This is a genomic window from Streptomyces sp. NPDC127119 (assembly GCF_042677425.1).
Lineage (GTDB): Bacteria > Actinomycetota > Actinomycetes > Streptomycetales > Streptomycetaceae > Streptomyces.
On record NZ_JBHXTO010000100.1, the window covers coordinates 16,214 to 34,727 of the forward strand.

Sequence of the window (18,514 nt, forward strand, 5' to 3'; positions counted from 1 at the left end):
AGAGGGGTGCAAGGGGTCAAGGTGCTTGAAGAGTCGAAATGATTCGATAGATCAAGAGTGCAACTCCTCTGTCGTTTACCAACACTTGGCGCTACCTTCGTCCGCACCAGTGGGAGCGGTTCCACCAGTCGACGCGTCCGTCACGGCGCGACCGAACTGCAAGGAGTCGCTCATGCGCCACCCCCGCGTTCACTTTTTCCAGTGGCCGGCCCTGAGCGGTCGGCGCCAGCGCACTCCTGCATCGGCCGCGCCATGACGTGCTTCGACGTGTTCACGACGGCATCACCACGTCGTTCGGCATCGGGCCGCGAGCTTCCGCGCGCCCTCGACGAATAGGACACCCCGCACATGAGCCGTACCAGAACTGCATTTCTCGCGGCGCTGGCGCTGGTCGCCGGGACCGCGGGCGCCGCCGTCGCGGCGATACCCCCGGACGTCGGCGCGGCCGCCGTCCCCTGCACCGTGGAGTACAAGGTGCAGAACCAGTGGGACACCGGCTTCACCACGGCGGTGACGGTCACCAACAACAGCGCGGCCAAGTCCAGTTGGGCCGTGAAGTGGTCGTACGCCGGCAACCAGAAGGTGACCAGCGGCTGGAACGCCAAGTTCAGCCAGAGCGGCACCGCGGTCACCGCGGCCAACGAGAGCTACAACGGCACTCTGGGGACCGGGAGTTCGGTCAGCTTCGGCTTCAACGGCACCTACAGCGGCACCAACGCGCTGCCCACCACCTTCACCCTCGACGGTGTGACCTGCAACGTCGACGGCGGCACGGACCCCACCGACCCGACCGATCCCGGCACGGGCAGCCGGGTGGACAACCCGTACGCCGGCGCCAAGGTGTACGTGAACCCGGAGTGGAAGGCGAAGGCCACCGCCGAGACCGGCGGCAGCCGGATCGCCAACCAGCCGACCGGCGTGTGGCTCGACCGGATCGCCGCGATCAACGGCGTGAACGGCGGCATGGGTCTGCGCGCCCACCTGGACGCGGCACTGGCCCAGAAGGGCTCGGACCAGATGGTGGTCCAGCTGGTCATCTACAACCTGCCCGGCCGTGACTGCGCCGCCCTGGCGTCCAACGGAGAGCTGGGCCCGACGGAGATCGACAAGTACAAGACCCAGTACATCGACCCGATCGCCGCGATCCTCGCCGACACCAAGTACGCGGGTCTGCGGATCGTCACCACCGTCGAGATCGACTCGCTGCCCAACCTCGTCACCAACGTCTCGCCCCGTGCGACCGCCACCGCCAACTGCGACACCATGAAGGCGAACGGCAACTACCAGAAGGGCGTCGGCTACGCGCTGAACAAGCTCGGCGACGTGCCCAACGTCTACAACTACATCGACGCCGGACACCACGGCTGGCTCGGCTGGGACGACAACTTCGCGCCCTCCGCCGCGCTCTTCAAGGAGGCCGCCTCCACCGAGGGCGCGACCGTCGCCGACGTGCACGGCTTCATCGTGAACACGGCCAACTACAGCGCCACGAAGGAGAACTACTTCACGATCAACGACTCGGTGAACGGCACGTCGGTGCGCCTGTCGAAGTGGATCGACTGGAACCGCTACGTCGACGAGCAGTCGTACGCGCAGGCCATGCGCGCCCAGCTGGTCTCGATCGGCTTCCCCTCCGGCATCGGCATGCTGATCGACACCTCCCGCAACGGCTGGGGCGGCACGGCACGGCCCACCGCCGCCGGGCCGACGACCACCGTGGACACGTACGTCGACGGTGGACGCTACGACCGGCGCATCCACCTCGGGAACTGGTGCAACCAGTCCGGAGCGGGCCTCGGCGAGCGGCCGCAGGCGGCGCCGGCGACCGGGATCGACGCGTACGTGTGGATGAAGCCGCCGGGTGAGTCGGACGGGTCGAGCACCGCGATCCCGAACGACGAGGGCAAGGGCTTCGACCGCATGTGCGACCCGACGTACACCGGCAACCCGCGGAACAACAACAACATGTCGGGGGCGCTGGCGAACGCGCCGCTGTCGGGGCACTGGTTCTCCGCGCAGTTCCAGGAGCTCATGAAGAACGCGTATCCCGCTCTGTGACCTGCTCTTTCTGCTCGGTCACCTGAAAGATCAACAGATTGCGCCGTTCCCCGCGCCCCTTGAGGGGGTGCGGGGAATCGTTGCTGTTTTGGCAACGCGAGTGGCTGATTTCGGGAAGCTGGTGGACGCTGGGGCCACTGCCGAACGAGAGGCTCGACGTCATGGGACACGACCACGATCACGGTCACAGCCACAGCCACACCCACATCGACTTCGCCGAGATGCTTCCGATGCTGGAGCAGGAGGCCGAGCTGTTCAGTCCGCTGTACACGCAGGCGGCGAGCTGGCTGCGGGAGATGCGGCCGGATCCCGAGCTGGTCGTGGACGCGGGCAGCGGTCCCGGTGTCATCTCCTGTCTGCTCGCCGACACGTTCCCCGCCGCCCGGGTCATCGCCGTGGACGGGGCGGAACCCCTCCTGGAGCGGGCCCGTGAGCGCGCCGCCGAGCGGGGGATCGCCGACCGCTTCGGCACTCTCCGGGCCGAGCTGGGCGACGGGCTCGGTGACCTGGAGTACCCGGCCGATCTCCTCTGGGCGAGCCGGTCCCTGCACCACGTCGGCGACCAGCGGGGCGCCCTCGCGGGCTTCGCCGACCGGCTCGCGCCGGGCGGCACGCTCGCGCTGCTGGAGGGCGGTCTGCCCTCGCGCTACCTCCCGCGCGACTTCGGTATCGGCCGCCCTGGACTGCAGGCCCGCACCGACGCGATCGAGCAGGAGTGGTTCGCCCGCATGCGGGCCGAGCTGCCCGGTGCCGTCGTCGAGGACGTCGAGGACTGGCCGGCCCTGCTCTCGGCGGTCGGCCTGCGCCACACCGGGACCCGTACCTTCCTGCTCGACATCCCCGCCCCCGCCTCCGACGAGGCCCGCGCGTTCGTCGCCACCTCCCTCCGCCACCGCCGCGACGGCCTCGCCGAGGGCCTCGACGCCGACGACCTGGCCACCCTCGACCGGCTCCTCGACCCGGAGGACAAGGCGAGCGTGTACCACCGGCCGGACGTGTTCGTCCTCACGGCACTGACGGTGTACGTCGGGGTGAAGCCGTAGCCCTGGCCCCCAACTGAGCCTCGTTCAAGCGGTGTTGACATCGAGTGCGCTCCAAGTGATGGACTCCGGGCACTTCGTCGGACACGGCTTGGTCGGACACGTCTTGGGGGATCACATGACTGGCTCACCGGTTGCACTCATCACCGGCGGCGGCAGCGGTATCGGGGCGGCGGTCGCCCGGCAGCTGCTCGACGCCGGACACCGGGTGACCGTGACGGGACGCGGGGAGGAGCGGCTGCGCGGGTTCGCGGAACAACTCGGCAAGCCCGAAGGGCTGTTGACGTTCCAGGGAGACGCGGCCGACTACGGCCACGTGCAGGCCGCGGTCGCGGCGACGGTGGAGAGGTTCGGACGCCTCGACACCGTCGTCGCCAACGCCGGATACGCCACGCACGACACCGTCGCCGAGGGCGATCCGGCCGGCTGGCGGGACATGGTGCTGACCAATGTGCTCGGACCCGCGCTGCTCGTCCGGGCGTCGATCGAGCAGCTGAAGGAGACCCGCGGCCGGATCGTGCTCGTCGGCAGCGTGGCCGGGCACGTCCACACCCCCGGCAACATCTACGGGGCGACGAAGTGGGCCGTGACCGGCCTCGCCGAGAACACCCGTCGGCAGGTCACCGAGTACGGGGTGGGAGTGACGCTGATCTCCCCGGGGCGGGTGGAGACCCCGTTCTGGGACAGCTACGGCAGCCTGCCGCCCGGGCAGCTGCTCACCTCGGACCAGCTCGCGGAGTCGGTCGTCTGGGCGATCCGGCAGCCGGCCGGGGTAGACGTCAACACCGTGGTCGTACGGCCGATCGGGCAGCCGGTCTGATCGCCCATGGGCAGGTCCGAGCCGGGTGGACACCCGGCGGACACCGATGAAGCCGCCGCCCGGACCGGGCGGCGGCTTCAAGGTCTTGATGGTGCGGTCGTGCGGCGATACGCCGGCCGCTCGCTCAGTCGTTGACGGTCGCCGGGTCGGAACCCAGGCGGCGGCCCTCGTCGAGGGCGGTGATCGCGGCGATGTCCTCGTCGTCGAGCGTGAAGCCGAAGACGTCGATGTTCTCCTTGATCCGGGACGGGGTCACGGACTTGGGGATCACCACGTTGCCCAGCTGGAGGTGCCAGCGCAGGACGACCTGGGCGGGCGTGCGGTCGTGCTTGCGGGCGATGGCCACGATGGCCGGGACCTCCAGGAGGCCCTTGCCCTGGCCGAGCGGGGACCAGGCCTCGGTGGCGATGCCGTGCTCCGCGTGGAACTCGCGCAGGGCGGACTGCTGAAGGTGCGGGTGCAGCTCGACCTGGTTGAGGACCGGGACGACGGATGTCGCGTCGAGCAGCTTCTCCAGGTACTCCGGGTGGAAGTTGGAGACACCGATGGACTTGGCACGGCCGTCCGCGTGCAGCTTCTCGAAGGCCTTGTACGTGTCGATGTACTTGCCCCGGTCCGGCATCGGCCAGTGGATGAGGTACAGGTCGACGTGGTCGAGACCGAGCTTCTCCAGGGACTCGTCGAAGGCGCGCAGCGTCGAGTCGTAGCCCTGTTCGGCGTTCCAGAGCTTCGTGGTGACGAAGAGGTCCTCGCGGGCGATGCCGGAGGAGGCCAGGCCCTTGCCGGTGCCCACTTCGTTGCCGTAGATCGCGGCGGTGTCGATGCTGCGGTACCCGGCCTCCAGCGCGGTGGAGACGGCTCGCTCGGCCTCGTCGTCCGGCACCTGCCAGACACCGAAGCCCAGCTGGGGCATCTCGACGCCGTTGTTCAGGGTGATCGGGGGGACCTTGCTCACGAGCTTTCGATCCTTACGTCGTCGGGTGGTACTCCATCGTGAACGATCACGGGCTGTCGTGCATTCCTGTCCCGTGCGTTCGCCGGTCGAAAGGCAGACCGTAAGGGAGATTGGCCGGAAAGTACCCGCTCTGCCGGGTCCGAACCATGTCCGCACCACGTCCGCACCACGTCCGCACCACGTCCGAACCATGGACGGCGTGCGGTCAGGCCGGTGCGTCCCCGGCTCCTGCGACGGCCGTCGTGCCCAGGTACGCCTCCCGCACCCGCCCGTCGGCATGGACCTCGGCGGGAGTGCCCTCCGCGAGTACGCGGCCCAGGTCGAGTACGACGATCCGGGTGGACACCTCCATGACGAAGGCGACGTCGTGCTCGACGAGGAGGACCGCGCAGCCCTCCTGTTCGGACAACCGGCGGATGACGGCGGCCAGTTGACGGCTCTCCTCGGTCGTCGTCCCTGCGGCGGGTTCGTCGAGGAGCAGGACCCGGGGCCGGTCCGCGACGGCGCGGGCCAGTTCGACCATGCGGGCGCGGCCCACGGGGAGCGCGGCGGCACAGGTGTCGCCGAGGCCGTCGAGTCCGCAGGCGCGCAGGACCTCGGCGGCCCGGGCCCGCCGCTCCTTCTCGTACGTACGCCGGGTGGGCGCCCCCAGCAGGTCGGCCGTGAGTCCGCCTCCGCCGCCGCGCCACTCCTGGGCCACGACCAGGTTGTCGGCCACCGTGAGCTGCCCGAACAGCTGCTGGCGCTGGAACGTGCGGCGCATTCCGTGGCGGGCGCGCCACACGGGGGAGCGGCGGGTGACGTCCGTCCCGTCGAGGTGGATGCGGCCCGCGTCGGGCCGGCGGATGCCGGACAGCACGTCGAAGAGGGTGGTCTTCCCGGCGCCGTTGGGGCCGATGAGCCCGCAGATCTCGCCGGGGCGCAGGGCCAGGCTCACATCGTCCAGTGCCCGTACGCCGCCGAAGCGGACGGCGACGCGGTCGGCGCGCAGGACCGGGCTCGTGCTCGTGCTCGTCATGGGCGGGCCGCCTTCTCGTGCGTGGCCGCCAGTCCCAGATACGCTTCGGTCAGGCGGTCCGCCTCCACGGCCGCGCGCGGACCGCACCACGTCACGCGCCCCTGTGCCAGGTACGCGACCGTGTCCGCGACCTTCAGCACCTCGGTGGCCTTCTCCTCCACGAGGAGCAGGGCCGTGCCGTGGTCGCGTAGCTCGGTGAGGAGACGGAAGACCTCCTCGACGACCCGGGGGGCGAGGCCGAGGGAGGGTTCGTCGGCGATCAGGACCTTCGGAGGACGCTGCAGGAGCGGGGCGAGGGCGAGCATCTGCTGCTCCCCTCCCGAGAGGGCACCGGCGGGGACGCCGCGCCGTCCGGCGAGCCCGGGGAAGCGCTCGTACACGGCGTCGCGTGCGTTTCGCCCGTCCCGGCCGCGCAGATACAGGCCGAGGTTCTCCTCGATGGTGAGGGCCGGGAAAATCCCGCGCCCCTCCGGCGCGAGCACGACTCCGGCTCGTGACCGGCGCACGGCACCGTCCCGGGTGGCGTCGCGTCCGGCCACGTGCACCTGCCCGGCGAGCGGGCTCACCAGGCCCGCGGCGACACGGCACGTCGTCGACTTCCCGGCCCCGTTCGGACCGAGCAGCACGAGAATCTCCCCGGCCCGCACGACGAGATCGACCCCGCGCAGCACGGCCGCCCCGCCGTAACCGGCACGGATGCCACGCAGGCACAGGGCGGCCGAGAACGGCTGCCCGCCGGAACCGACCGACGATCCCACCTCCCCGGCGACAACCGCTCCGGGCACGCCTCGGGCGGGCAGGGCCGCAGAGGCCATGGCCCCGGCGGCCATGGCGCTGGCCGAGCCCGCGCTGGCCGAGCCCGCGCTGGCCGAGCCCGCGCCGGCCGGGGTCCCTCTGGTTTCGCCCGCGCCGCCCGGGTCGACGGGGCTGATCGGGCCCGCCGCGGCCGGGACCGTACCGGCCGCCACCGCGCCGGTCGAGCCCGCGGCGGTCGCCGCCGCTGTGCCGGCCGTCGTCGTGCCGGCCGTCGTCGTGCCCGCCGACGTCGTGTCGGCCGGCACCCCGTCGCCCTCCGCCGTGCCGCCCGGCAGCACGGTGGGCGGCCTAGGTTCCGTACCCGCGGGCGGCGTACCCGCGGCCGACCCCGTCAGCCTGCGGCGGTGCAAGCGCGACGGGACCGCCGCGCAGTAGCCGTCCGGGTCGTTCGCCAGGGCCAGGCCTGCCAGGCCGAAGAGGATCACCGGGAGGTGTACGGACTCGGTGACGTAGTCCGAGAGGAGGTGCGGTACGAGGGCGTAGACGAGGCCGGCGACCACCGCGAACTGGGGGCGGCGCAGGCCCGCCGCCACGACCACCGCGAGCCAGATCAGGCCCGTCATCGCGGTGAAGTCGGTCGCGGTGACGCGGGTGTTGTACGAGGCGTACATGACGCCGCCGAAGCCCGCGAGGCCGGCGGACAGCGTGAACAGCACCAGCTTGGTGCGGACGACCGACACCCCGGACGCCATCGCCGCCGCGGGCGCCGAGCGCACCGCGAGCATCGCCCGGCCGGACGGCGAGTTCCGCAGCGCGCCCAGCGCGGTGACGACCGCCGCGACCAGCACGGTCAGCGCCACCCCGAGCGCCCGGTCGTCGCCCAGGTCCACCGGGCCGAGGACCGGCCGGGGAACCGCCCACCCCGTGTCGCCGTTGCGCAGCCAACCGATCTGGAACAGGACCTGGTCGGCGAGGAAGGCCAGCGCGAGGGTCGCCAGCGCGAGCGAGCGGCCACCGAGCCGCAGCGCGGGGAGGGCGACCAGGGCCCCGAGCACCGCCGCCGCACACGTGCCCACGGCCGCCGCCGCCACGAACGGCCAGCCATGGCTGAGCAGCAGCCCCGCCACCAGCGCCGCCCCCGTCACGAAGGTCGCCTGCGCCAGCGACACCATCGCGCCGAGCCCCGTCACCACCGTGAAGGACATGAAGACGAGGGACAGGGCCAGCCCCTGGGCGAGGAGGCCGCTCCAGAAGGGGGTCGTGACCGTGTAGAAGGAGGTCGCGAGGAGGACGGCGGCCACCGTCCACGGGCCCCACCGCCGCAGCCGGGACCGCCCCGTCAGATAGTCGACCGGCGGCGGGTCCACCGCCGCCGTGCCCGCCGTGCGCCCGCGCCGCGTCAACAGCAGCAGCCCGGCGAAGAGGATCAGGAAGGGCACGGCGGTACGGAACCCGGTGATCCGCTCGGCGAAGTCCGCGTACCCGGCGACCAGGTTCTGCAGCACCCCGAGCCCGAGCCCGCCCGCGAACGCCAGCGGTACCGAGACGAACCGGCCGAGCACCGCCGCCGTCGCCGAGACGAAGAGGAAGAGGGTGAAGTCGTGGGCCGAGAGGCCGAGGAGCGGGGTCGCCAGTACGCCCGCCAGGCCCGCGAGCCCCGACGACAGCATCCACGCGATCGACGACAGCCGGTCCGCGCTCAGCCCGCGCAGCTCCACCAGCGAACGGTTGTCGACGGCCGCCCTGAGCCGCAGCCCCAGCGGGGTGTGCCGCATCAGGACCCACAGGCCGAGGGCGACCACGGCCGTCGCGGCCCAGATGATCAGCTGGTCGGAGTCGATGCCGACGCCGTCGACCGGCTGCCAGGACCGCGCGGGACTGGGCCCGACCCCGGGCAGCCCGAACTGGTTCTCGGCGGGCTTCACCGACGTGCCCGCGTCCGCCAGCAGCTCCACGATCCACAGCCCCAGCGCGGGCAGCGCCACCAGCAGCCCGATGGTGGCCACGATCTGAGCCGTCTCACCGACCCGCGCCAGCTTGCGGAACATCAGCCGGTCCAGGCCCCACCCCAGCGCGGGCGCCAGTACGCACACCAGCAGCACCGCCGTCGGCACGGCCGGCCGGCCGAGACCCGAGTGCAGTTCGTAGAAGGCGAGGGCGCAGAGGTAGGCGGTGGCGCCGTGCGCGAAGTTGAACAGGCCCGAGGCGGAGCAGGACAGCACGAGACCGGTCGCCAGGAGCGCGTACAGCGCGCCCGACACCAGTCCGCTCAGCACGAATCCGAGAAGGTCGGCCATGCCGCGTGCCCTACGTGAAGGGGATCGGCGGATAGCACGTGAAGGGCGCCGACACCACGTACTCGCCGCCCTTCAGCTGGACGAGCGCCCCGCACCCGAACGACTCCTTCTGGCCCTTCCGTTCGGCCCGGTCCCCGACGAGCGTGCCGGTGTCCGCGAACCCGTCCGCCGCCTTCTGGAAGGACGACACCGTCAGGTCCTTGCCGGCCTTCCCAGCGATGGCGAGGAACAGATCGGCCGACATGTAGCCGGTCATCATGTGCATATTCAGCGGCACGTCCTTGCCCGCGGCCTTCCTGATGTCCTTCCCGAACCGCGTCATCGCCGCACTCCGCTGCTCGAACGGCTGGAACGACGTCAGAACATGCACCCCGTCGAGCGCCTTCCGCGTCGCACTCTTCGCGAGCAGTCCCGGGTCGTAGTCGGTCGGATCGGTGAGCACACCGCGGTACCCCGTCCGCTTCACCGCCGTGAACAGCCCGATGTTGTACGGGGTCTGCATCACGGAGACGATCGCGTCCGGCGCCCTGCCGCCGTCGCTGCGCAGGATCTCCTTCGTGTACGCCGACCAGTCGCTCGGGACGGAGGCCGCGGACACCGACGGCTTGGCGTACGTGACCGTGAACCCGGCCGACTCGAAACTCTGCCGGTAGGTGCGGATGCCGAACTTCCCGGCGTCGCTGTCATTGGCGAGGATCGCCACGCTCCGGCCCTTCGCGCCGCCCATCACCTGTTCGAGGCCCTCGGGCCAGGTCTGCGAGATGGTGCCGCCGGGCGTCGGCACCATGCAGCCGCCGAAGCCGTAGATGTACGACGGCCCGCAGAACGACGGCAGCGTGCCCCAGCCGAAGGTGGGGACGCGCTGCTTCTGCAGGAAGTCCGCGCCGGAGAAGGTCGTCGAGCTCATCGGCGCGATCGCGAACACCTTGTCCTGCTGGACGAGTTTGCGGGCCGCGGCGAGGTTCCTGGACGGGTCCTGGCCGTCGTCCTCGGCGCCGAGGTAGTCGATCTTCCGTCCGTGCAGGCCGCCTTCGGCGTTGGCGCGGTCGAAACGGGCCCTCGCGCCGAGGTCGGTGTCCTTCTTGGAGTAGCCGCTCGCCGTTGTCATCGAGACGATGCCGCCGACTTTGATCCGGGTGTCCGTGACCCCGCGTACGGAGTCGGCGTCCTTCGAAGTGCCATCGGTGGAAGCCGAGTTGCAGGCGGCGGTCAGCAGCAGGGCGATGGCGGCCGTCGCGGCGGCGAATGCGCGGGTCTTTCGCGGCACGGTCGGTCTCCCCTTGGTCGGGTGACTCGGGTGACCGAAATGATCCGGCGGATCTGACGGATCGTCAATATGTGATGCGCTTGAATCTGACGATGTGTCAGGTGTCAGGTGGCAGGTGTCAGGTGACAGGTGATGGGCCGGGTACGGGTCGGGTGCGGGTCCGGTGGGGGCCGGTCGCGCAGTTCCCCGCGCCCCTGACGGGGCGCGCTACGCGCGGTACAGCGCCTCCACCTCTGTCGCGTACGCGTTCTCGATCGCCTTGCGCTTCAGTTTCAGGGACGGGGTCAGCAGGCCGTGCTCCTCGGTGAACTGGTGGGCCAGTATCCGGAACGTGCGGATCGACTCGGCCTGGGAGACCAGGGTGTTCGCGGCCACCACGGCCCGCCGCACCTCGGTCTCCAGGTCGGGGTCCCGCACCAGCTGGGCCGGGGTGAGCGGGGACTTGCCCCGCATCTGCAGCCAGTGGTCGACGGCCTCCCCGTCGAGCGTGACCAGCGCCGCGATGTACGGCCGGTCGTTGCCGACGACGATGCACTGCGCGACCAGCGGATGGTCGCGCACCCGCTCCTCCAGGACGCCCGGCGAGACGCTCTTGCCGCCGGAGGTCACCAGGATCTCCTTCTTGCGCCCGGTGATCGTGAGATAGCCGTCCTCGTCGAGCGCGCCGATGTCACCGGTGGCCAGCCAGCCGTCGTGCAGGGCCGCGTCGGTGGCCTTCGGGTCGTTGAGGTAACCCTGGAAGACGTTGTCGCCGTGCAGCCAGATCTCGCCGTCGTCCGCGATGTGCACGGTCGTGCCGGGGATGGGCTGGCCGACGGTCCCGTACCGGGTGCGCTCGGGCGGGTTGGCGGTCGCCGCGGCCGTGGACTCGGTGAGCCCGTACCCCTCGTAGATCTGCACGCCGGCGCCCGCGAAGAACAGGCCGAGGCGGCGGTCCATCGCCGAGCCGCCGGACATCGCGTGCCGTACGCGTCCGCCCATCGCGTTACGGATCTTGGAGTAGACGAGTTTGTCGAAGAGCTGGTGCTGCATGCGAAGGGCCGCAGAGGGGCCGGGGCCGATGTCCCAGGCCTTCGCCTCGACCGCGTCCGCGTAACGCACCGCGACCTCGACCGCCTTCTCGAACGGGCCGCCCTTGCCCTCCTTCTCGGCCTTGCGGCGGGCCGCGTTGAACACCTTCTCGAAGATGTACGGCACGGCCAGGAAGAACGTCGGCTGGAACGCGGCCAGATCCGGCAGCAGGGCCGCCGCGTTCAGCTGCGGCTGATGGCCGAACTTGACCTTCCCCCGGACCGCGGCGACCTGAACCATCCGCCCGAAGACGTGCGCGAGCGGCAGGAACAGCAGGGTCGCGGCCTCGTCGCCGCGCTTGGAATGGAAGAGCGGCTCCCAGCGTCCGATCGCCGTGTCCGTCTCGAACATGAAGTTGGCGTGCGACAGGACGCAGCCCTTGGGGCGGCCCGTGGTGCCGGACGTGTAGATGATCGTCGCCGTCGACTCCGGGGTGACCGCGCGGCGGTGCCGGTGCACCACCTCGTCGTCGATGTGGCCGCCGGCCTCGTACAGCTCCTGCACCGCGCCCGTGTCGAGCTGCCACAGTTTGTGCAGCGTCGGCAGGCGGTCGATGACCGTGGCGATCGTCATCGCGTGGTCCTCGTGCTCCACCATCGCCGCCGACACCTGGGCGTCGTGCAGCATCCAGAAGACCTGCTCGGCCGACGAGGTGGGGTAGATCGGGACGACCTGCGCGCCGATCGACCACAGCGCGTAGTCGAAGAGGGTCCACTCGTAGCGCGTACGGGACATGATCGCGACGCGGTCGCCGAAGCGGATGCCGTGGGCCAGCAGGCCCTTCGCGAGCGCGAGGACCTCGTCGCGGAACTCGGCGGACGTCACGTCCCGCCATCTGCCGCGCTCGTCCTTGCGGCCCAGCGCGATGTAGAGGGGGTCCTCCTGGGCATACTCGAACACGGCATCGGCCAGGCCGCCCACCGGCGGTGCCGACGCCAGGGGAGGGTTGGTGAACTCGCTCAATCCCCGCTCCTTGAAGGTGCTCCGCAGGCGGTGAAAGCTACCCCACGTGCCGCTGCCGCGGGAGGGGTGGCGGAGGGGGGTCGGGGGTGACGTACGCACAGGTCAACCCCTGAAATCCGGCCACAAGGGGGGAGGCCGGGACAGAATCCTTACTCTTCCGTAAGTTTCGGTTCCGTAATCTCCACGGAATCTGTACGGGGCGCTTACCGGGAGCGGGGCGCGCGCGAAGCCCCACCGACCCCGCAGCTTCCGTCCGGGCGCCCGCCACCTCTAGGGGCGCGGGGAACTGCGCGACAAGCCCCCACCGGCCCGCAGGTGTGTCCGAAACCCTTACGGGGCCCGGCACGGGGGCCGGATGGATCTGCGGGCCGGTGGGGGCGGGCCGCGCAGTTCCCCGCGCCCCTAGGGGGTGGGGCCTGCCCCGATGTCGGCTGCGGGCCGGTGGGGGTGGGCCGCGCAGTTCCCCGCGCCCCTGGGGGTGGGGCCCGTCTCGATGTCGGGTGCGGGTTCGGTGGGGGCTGGCCGCGCCGTTCCTCGCGCCCCTGGGGGTGGGGTCTGCGCCGATGTCGGCTGCGGGTCGGTGGGGGCGGGCCGCGCCGTTCCCCGCGCCCCTACGGGGCCCGTTTCAGCGGGCCCGGTGGAGGCGGTCCGGGGACGTCAGGATCGAGGCGGCCAGCGCGTCAGCCGCTCCGCGGGACGCCGCGTGGCGTCTGCCGTGGAGCAGGACGAAGTCCACCTCGCCGAGTTCCGGGAGGCCTGCGCGGTCGGGGACGCGGACCAGGCCCGGCGGGATCAGACCGCGCGTGTGGGCCATCACGCCGAGTCCCGCGCGGGCCGCCGCGATGAGACCGTTCAGGCTGCCGCTCGTGCACGCGACGCGCCAGGACCGGCCTTGGCGTTCCAGCGCCTCCAGGGCCAGCGCCCGGCTGATGCCCGGCGGCGGGTACACGATCAGCGGGACCGGACGGTCGGGATCCAGCCGCAGCCGCTCCCCGCCGATCCAGACCATGCGGTCGTGCCAGACCAGCTCGCCGCGCGGGTCCTCGGGGCGCCGCTTGGCCAGCACCAGGTCGAGCCGCCCGTCGGCCAGCTGCTCGTGCAGGGTGCCCGAGAGTTCCACCGTCAGCTCCAGGTCGACCTCGGGGTGGTCGTGGCGGAAGGCTTCCAGGATCTCGGTCAGCCGGGTCAGGACGAAGTCCTCCGAGGCGCCGAACCGCAGCCGCCCGCGCAGCCGCGTGCCGCCGAAGAACGCCGCCGCCTGCTCGTGCGCCTCCAGGATCCGGCGTGCGAACCCGAGCATGGCCTCGCCGTCCTCCGTCAGTTCCACGGAGTGGGTGTCCCGGGTGAACAGCTGCCGCCCGGCGGTGCTCTCCAGGCGGCGCACGTGCTGGCTGACCGTGGACTGGCGCAGCCCGAGCCGCCGGGCCGCCTGCGTGAAGCTCAGCGTTTGGGCCACGGCGAGGAAGGTACGCAGCTGCGAGGGGTCGTACACGGGCCCGAGGCTACCGCGTCATCGCGTTTCATGATGACAGTCAGAGCGGTGTACCGGATTCCCGATCAAGGGTCGGAGGAGGACGATGGAGAGGGCTCGCCCCGTCCGGAGAACGACGACCGGGGCCGGCGGGCCCAGTGACACCAGTCCCCAGCACCATCGGAGCACCGTGAAACGCCTGAAGTGGCCGTCCTGGCTGCCGATAGACCCGTACATCCTGCTGCTGCTCGGGACGGTGGGCCTCGCCGCCCTGCTGCCCGCCCGGGGGACCGGTGCCGAGGTCGCCTCCGGCGCCTCCACCGCGGCGATCGCCTTCCTCTTCTTCCTCTACGGCGCGCGTCTGTCCACCCGCGAGGCGATGGACGGCGTACGGCACTGGCGGTTGCACCTGACGGTCCTGGCCTGCACGTTCCTTCTGTTCCCGCTGCTCGGGCTGGCCGCCCGCGGTCTTGAACCGGTGTTCCTGAGCCACGACCTCTACACCGGCCTGCTCTTCCTGACCCTCGTCCCCTCGACGGTCCAGTCGTCCATCGCCTTCACCTCCATGGCGCGCGGCAACGTGCCCGCCGCCATCTGCGCGGGCTCCTTCTCCTCCCTCGTGGGCATCGTGCTCACCCCGCTGCTCGCCGCGGCGCTCCTCGGCGGCACGGGAGGCGGGTTCTCCGCGGACTCGCTCCTGAAGATCGTGCTGCAGCTGCTCGTGCCTTTTCTGGCGGGGCAGCTCCTGCGCCGCTGGATCGGCGGGTTCGTCGCGCGCCACAAGAAGATCCTCGGCCTTGTGGACCGCGGCTCGATCCTGCTGGTCGTCTACACCGCCTTCAGCGAGGGCATGGTCCAGGGCATCTGGCACCAGGTCAGCCCGCTGCGGCTCGGCGGCCTGCTCGCGGTCGAGGTGGTCCTGCTCGCGGTGATGCTGGCGGCGACCTGGTACGGGTCCAAGGCCCTCGGGTTCGGCCGGGGCGACCGTATCGCCATCCAGTTCGCCGGTTCGAAGAAGTCGCTGGCGTCCGGACTGCCCATGGCGAGCGTGCTGTTCGGCGCCCACGCCTCGCTGGCGGTGCTGCCGCTGATGCTCTTCCACCAGATGCAGCTCATGGTGTGCGCGGTCATCGCCAAGCGCCGCTCCCGCGACCCTGAGGCCGAGCCGGGACCGCAGTCGGAGCGGCCCCTCAGCCCGGACCCAGCCGCAGCGTCACGAATCTCGGTCGGTACAGGGACACGTTCCGGCTGAGGTTGGCCTGCGCCGCCGCCCCGCCGTTCGCGTCCAGCCAGTTGACGTCGTAGCTCAGCACGAGCCCGTCCCCGCCGATCGCGGGATGGACCTGCGGGTTGTACGCGGCCACGCCCGCCCTCCGCTCCGGCAGCGGCGGGCTGAAGCCCTTGCCGGGCCCGTGCCAGGGCCCGGTGGGGGAGCACGCCCAGTACGAGGTGACGGTCGAAAGTCCCTCGGTGCCCGCCGCCATCGTGAACAGGACGTACGTCCCCCCGTCGCGGGCCACCGTGAACGCGCTGCCCACCCCCTTGTCCGCGCCGCGCCCGCCGCCTCCCAGTACGGGCTTCATGTGCGAGGGGATGGTCCAGCGCTCACCGTCCCAGTACCGCCACGCGTCCGGGTCCGCGAGCCGCCCCCGGGGCACGCGTGCGACGTACGCGTGCGACACGGGCCGGGCGGCGGCCCGCGCGTCGTCTCCTCCGAACACGTACGTCCAGTCCTCGTCGTGGGTCAGCGCGGTCGTGCCGAACAGCACCCGCCGCGCCGGATCACCGACCTGCCGCTGGTCGAGGACCTGGGTGATGCCTTCGAGCCGCAGACCGGGCAGCGACAGTGTGGCCACCTCGGTGGCGGTCGGCACCCCGTAGATCCACGGGTACGCGCCGTTCGTACGGGTCCACAGCACGACCCGTACGACCTGCTCGGACGAGCCGGGGGAGCGGGGTTCGACGCGCGCCGCCACCGGCCAGCGCCACTGGCCGGGCGCCGGGTCGGCGAACAGGGGGGCGGGCAGGGTGCGTTGCAGGCGCCCGTCCTTCATGACCACGGCCGAGTTGCGCACCAGCGGCGCGGTCGTGTCGCGCCAGGCGTAGGACTCGCCCGCCGGGTTCGGCGGACGGTACACCTGGCCGAGGTAGGTGTCCGAGAACAGCCAGAGCACCCGACCGTCCGGCAGCCGCACCGAGTGCGTACCGTCGCCTCCGGTCCAGTCGTCGGCCCGCGAGGCGTCGTCCCCGTACCGCGCGAACTCCTCCGTGACACCGGTGTCCGCGGCCCACGAGGTGACCGTACGGGCGCGGCAGGCCGCCTCCCCACTGTCGTCCTCGGGGAGTGCGGTGAGCAGCACCGCCCCGAGGACCAAGGCAAGGAGCAACCCCAACCCGGTCCCCGTGCGCTGTCGTGCTCGTGTGTCCTCGGGCACCCACGGGACGTTAGTGGCTGGCCGCCACGCGGTCCATGGGCAGCCACAGGACCGGGTTCCCGGTCACCGCCGTGTCCCCGGTGCGTACGCCGGCCAGTTCGTCGTCGCTCAGGGCGCGGTCGAAGACCCGGACGTCGTCGAGCGCGCCGGTCAAGTGGGCGCGGCTGTCCAGCTTCTGGCCGACGTGCACCCCGAACGGCGAGTTCCGGCTCACCGATCCCGGTACGTCCGCCGTCGTCGCGGCCACCGTCCCGTCGATGAACAGCGTCAGCTGTCCCGCGCCCCGGCGCAGCGCCAGATGGTGCCACTGACCGTCGTTGTACGCGCCGGTGGTCCGCACGGACGCGGAGCGGGGGGCGCTCGCACCGTCCCGGGTCGTGATCAGGCCCTGGACCCGGTTGTTCGCGGGCTCGCCGCGCAGCCACACCTGCGGTTGCGTGGTGCCGACCCCGCCCATCCACAGGAACGGCTGCTCACCCGTGGTGGCCGTGTAGCGGAACCACAGCGAGGCCGTGAAGTCCTTGTCTCCGAGCGGCAGTCGGGTCCGGTAGGGCAGGCGTACGGCGTCGTCCGTGCCGTCGAACGCGAGGGCGCCGCCGAACACCCCGTCCGTTCCCGTCGCACCGCCGAGGACCGCCGCGCCGGGTGCGCGCGGCGCCAGGTCGGGGGTGGTCGGGTCGGGGCCGCGGCGCGGGGTCAGCCAGTCCTCGGTGAACCGCGCGAAGCGGATCTCGTCGCGCGCGTCCACGGCGCCGCCCTCGTACAGCAGGCCCGCCGTGTCGGCGCCGATGCCGACCAGGTCGGAGTAGCCGGACCAGTCCGTCGTGACGACCGTGCCGCGGTCGACGCTGTCCCAGGTGCGACCGCTGTCGTAGGAGGAGCGGATCATCATCGTGCGGCGGCGGTCCGGGTCGCCGGGGCAGGCGAGCAGGATGCGGTCGCCCATGCGCAGCGTGGAGCCCTGGACCTGCGGTGTGTAGAGGTCGGGCAGGGCCTTGAAGTGCGAGGTGAAGCTGGAGCCGCCGTCGGTGCTGAACGCCTGGGTGCGGTGGCCGAGATCGGTGCCGTCCTGCTCGCGCCCGCTGACCAGGACCGCGCCGTCGGCGCGCTCGGTGACGGTCATCTCGGACGGTTTCTGCCGGAACGTGCCGTCGGCCGCGATCGGCCACGAGTCCGTGGCGCCGATCCGCCAGTGGTCGCCGCCGTCGTCGCTGACGATGAGCGCCGCGTGGTTGGCGGTGACGCGACTGCCGTCCCACGTCTCGGTGTTGACGGCGAAGACGAGCCGTCCCACATGCTTGCCACGGGTCAGCTGGATGCCGTGCACCGGCCCGGTCGCGTACCAGGAGTTCCAGTGCGCGGGCAGGATCTCGTCGCTGAGGTCGCGGGGCTCGGACCAGGTCAGCCCGTCGTCGTCGCTGTGCTGCAGATGCGGGGTGCGGTCGCACGGGACGGCGCAGTTGCCGCCGTCCGTACGGCCCGTGTTGTACGTCTCGGCCAGCACGACCCGGCCGGTCCTCCGGTCCACCGTCGGGGCGGGGTTGCCGTGTGTGTCGCCCGCGCCCTCGTTGACGATCTGCAGCGGGCCCCAGGTACGGCCGCCGTCGGTGGAGCGCTTGAGCACGATGTCTATGTCACCGGCGTCGCTGCAGTCGTTGACCCGGCCCTCGGCGAACGCCAGCAGGGTGCCTTTCGTCGTCCTGACGACGGCCGGGATCCGGAAGCAGGCGTATCCGGGATCCTGGGAGGCCTTGAAGAGCACCTGCTGCTCGAACGCGGCGGCCTTGCCTGCCGCGGCGGGTTCGGCGGCGGTCCCGGCGTGTCCGGTGCCCGGCAGCCCGAGCAGCGCGGTGAGGGTGAGGACCGCCGTCAGAGCGCCTGTGACGGCGGTCCTCCACGGTCTGGCCGTACGGGGGGTTCGGGGGCGTGCGCGAAGACTTGACGGCATGGTGCGACCTGCCCTTCATGCGTCTGATGCGTCTCTGGCGACTCGTGCGACTCGTGGCTCTCTGGCGACTCATGGGTCTCATGGGCCTCATGCACCGGGACATCTGGACATCCGAACATCTGGACATCCCACGTCCTGACTGCGCGCCACAGACGCTACTGGGCTCCCAGGCACCTCACAAGAAGCGCGCACGGCCATGGCACGAGAACTTGCCGCACACCGGCGTCGGCCCGTGGGCGGTCGCCGCCCGTCGGCAAGTCCTCGTGGCCGTCTAGGACCTGTCCGGTCGATCACGGCGAAGACGCGGGGTGTGGCACGCGCATCTGCGGCGTTGTCGTCGGTTGCCGACGCTCCGCGTCGACGCCCTCCTCCGCCTTGCAGCTGCACGCACCACACCCCGCTCACCGGCGCCCAC

12 protein-coding genes are annotated in these 18,514 nt (G+C 71.5%); 4 read left to right on the forward strand and 8 right to left on the reverse strand.

Annotated elements, in window-relative coordinates:
* Positions 1-348 precede the first annotated feature (348 nt).
* The 3 genes from ACFVH5_RS31615 (at position 349) to ACFVH5_RS31625 (ending at position 3,918) form a co-directional block, all read left to right on the forward strand.
* Positions 349-2,058, forward strand: coding sequence for a glycoside hydrolase family 6 protein (locus ACFVH5_RS31615; RefSeq protein ID WP_385837133.1), 1,710 nt, complete (start codon positions 349-351; stop codon positions 2,056-2,058).
* A gap of 161 nt (positions 2,059-2,219) precedes the next feature.
* Complete coding sequence (locus ACFVH5_RS31620; RefSeq protein WP_385837134.1) at positions 2,220-3,101, forward strand: class I SAM-dependent methyltransferase; 882 nt, start codon at positions 2,220-2,222, stop codon at positions 3,099-3,101.
* A gap of 115 nt (positions 3,102-3,216) precedes the next feature.
* Positions 3,217-3,918, forward strand: a complete 702-nt coding sequence (locus ACFVH5_RS31625) for an SDR family oxidoreductase (RefSeq protein ID WP_385837135.1) — start codon at positions 3,217-3,219, stop codon at positions 3,916-3,918.
* A 124-nt stretch (positions 3,919-4,042) separates the two neighbouring features.
* Here ACFVH5_RS31625 and ACFVH5_RS31630 read toward each other — a convergent pair whose 3' ends face one another.
* From ACFVH5_RS31630 to ACFVH5_RS31655, 6 genes are all read right to left on the reverse strand, one after another.
* Positions 4,043-4,831, reverse strand: coding sequence for an aldo/keto reductase (locus ACFVH5_RS31630; protein ID WP_384804869.1), 789 nt, complete (start codon positions 4,829-4,831; stop codon positions 4,043-4,045).
* Between the two features lie 247 nt (positions 4,832-5,078).
* Positions 5,079-5,891, reverse strand: a complete 813-nt coding sequence (locus tag ACFVH5_RS31635) for an ABC transporter ATP-binding protein (RefSeq protein ID WP_385837136.1) — start codon at positions 5,889-5,891, stop codon at positions 5,079-5,081.
* Complete coding sequence (locus tag ACFVH5_RS31640) at positions 5,888-8,944, reverse strand: ATP-binding cassette domain-containing protein (RefSeq protein ID WP_385837137.1); 3,057 nt, start codon at positions 8,942-8,944, stop codon at positions 5,888-5,890. The genes ACFVH5_RS31635 and ACFVH5_RS31640 overlap by 4 nt, the downstream gene beginning before the upstream one ends.
* Before the next feature lie 10 nt (positions 8,945-8,954).
* Positions 8,955-10,211 carry an ABC transporter substrate-binding protein gene (locus ACFVH5_RS31645; protein WP_385837138.1) on the reverse strand — a complete coding sequence of 419 codons (1,257 nt, stop codon included), beginning with the start codon at positions 10,209-10,211 and terminating at the stop codon, positions 8,955-8,957.
* A gap of 207 nt (positions 10,212-10,418) precedes the next feature.
* Positions 10,419-12,245, reverse strand: coding sequence for an AMP-dependent synthetase/ligase (locus ACFVH5_RS31650; RefSeq protein ID WP_385837139.1), 1,827 nt, complete (start codon positions 12,243-12,245; stop codon positions 10,419-10,421).
* Positions 12,246-12,870: 625 nt separating this feature from the next.
* The gene (locus tag ACFVH5_RS31655; protein WP_384804801.1) at positions 12,871-13,737 is read right to left on the reverse strand and encodes a LysR substrate-binding domain-containing protein; all 867 of its coding nucleotides are present in this window, start codon (positions 13,735-13,737) and stop codon (positions 12,871-12,873) included.
* Between the two features lie 169 nt (positions 13,738-13,906).
* Between ACFVH5_RS31655 and ACFVH5_RS31660 the strand changes: the two genes are divergently transcribed.
* On the forward strand, positions 13,907-14,968 hold the full coding sequence (locus ACFVH5_RS31660; RefSeq protein ID WP_385837140.1) for a bile acid:sodium symporter family protein: 1,062 nt from the start codon (positions 13,907-13,909) through the stop codon (positions 14,966-14,968).
* Here ACFVH5_RS31660 and ACFVH5_RS31665 read toward each other — a convergent pair.
* A complete protein-coding gene (locus ACFVH5_RS31665; protein ID WP_385837141.1) occupies positions 14,907-16,151 on the reverse strand; it encodes a DUF4185 domain-containing protein in 1,245 nt (414 codons plus the stop codon). The genes ACFVH5_RS31660 and ACFVH5_RS31665 overlap by 62 nt on opposite strands.
* Before the next feature lie 10 nt (positions 16,152-16,161).
* Complete coding sequence (locus tag ACFVH5_RS31670) at positions 16,162-18,099, reverse strand: exo-alpha-sialidase (RefSeq protein ID WP_385837143.1); 1,938 nt, start codon at positions 18,097-18,099, stop codon at positions 16,162-16,164.
* Positions 18,100-18,514 lie beyond the last annotated feature (415 nt).

Bases quoted from the DNA above. Each gene is read 5' to 3' on its own strand.
- ACFVH5_RS31615 (WP_385837133.1), top strand. From the start codon at position 349: ATGAGCCGTACCAGAACTGCATTTCTCGCGGCGCTGGCGCTGGTCGCC.
- ACFVH5_RS31620 (WP_385837134.1), top strand. From the start codon at position 2,220: ATGGGACACGACCACGATCACGGTCACAGCCACAGCCACACCCACATC.
- ACFVH5_RS31625 (WP_385837135.1), top strand. From the start codon at position 3,217: ATGACTGGCTCACCGGTTGCACTCATCACCGGCGGCGGCAGCGGTATC.
- ACFVH5_RS31630 (WP_384804869.1), bottom strand. From the start codon at position 4,831: ATGCCCCAGCTGGGCTTCGGTGTCTGGCAGGTGCCGGACGACGAGGCC.
- ACFVH5_RS31635 (WP_385837136.1), bottom strand. From the start codon at position 5,891: ATGACGAGCACGAGCACGAGCCCGGTCCTGCGCGCCGACCGCGTCGCC.
- ACFVH5_RS31640 (WP_385837137.1), bottom strand. From the start codon at position 8,944: ATGGCCGACCTTCTCGGATTCGTGCTGAGCGGACTGGTGTCGGGCGCG.
- ACFVH5_RS31670 (WP_385837143.1), bottom strand. From the start codon at position 18,099: ATGCCGTCAAGTCTTCGCGCACGCCCCCGAACCCCCCGTACGGCCAGA.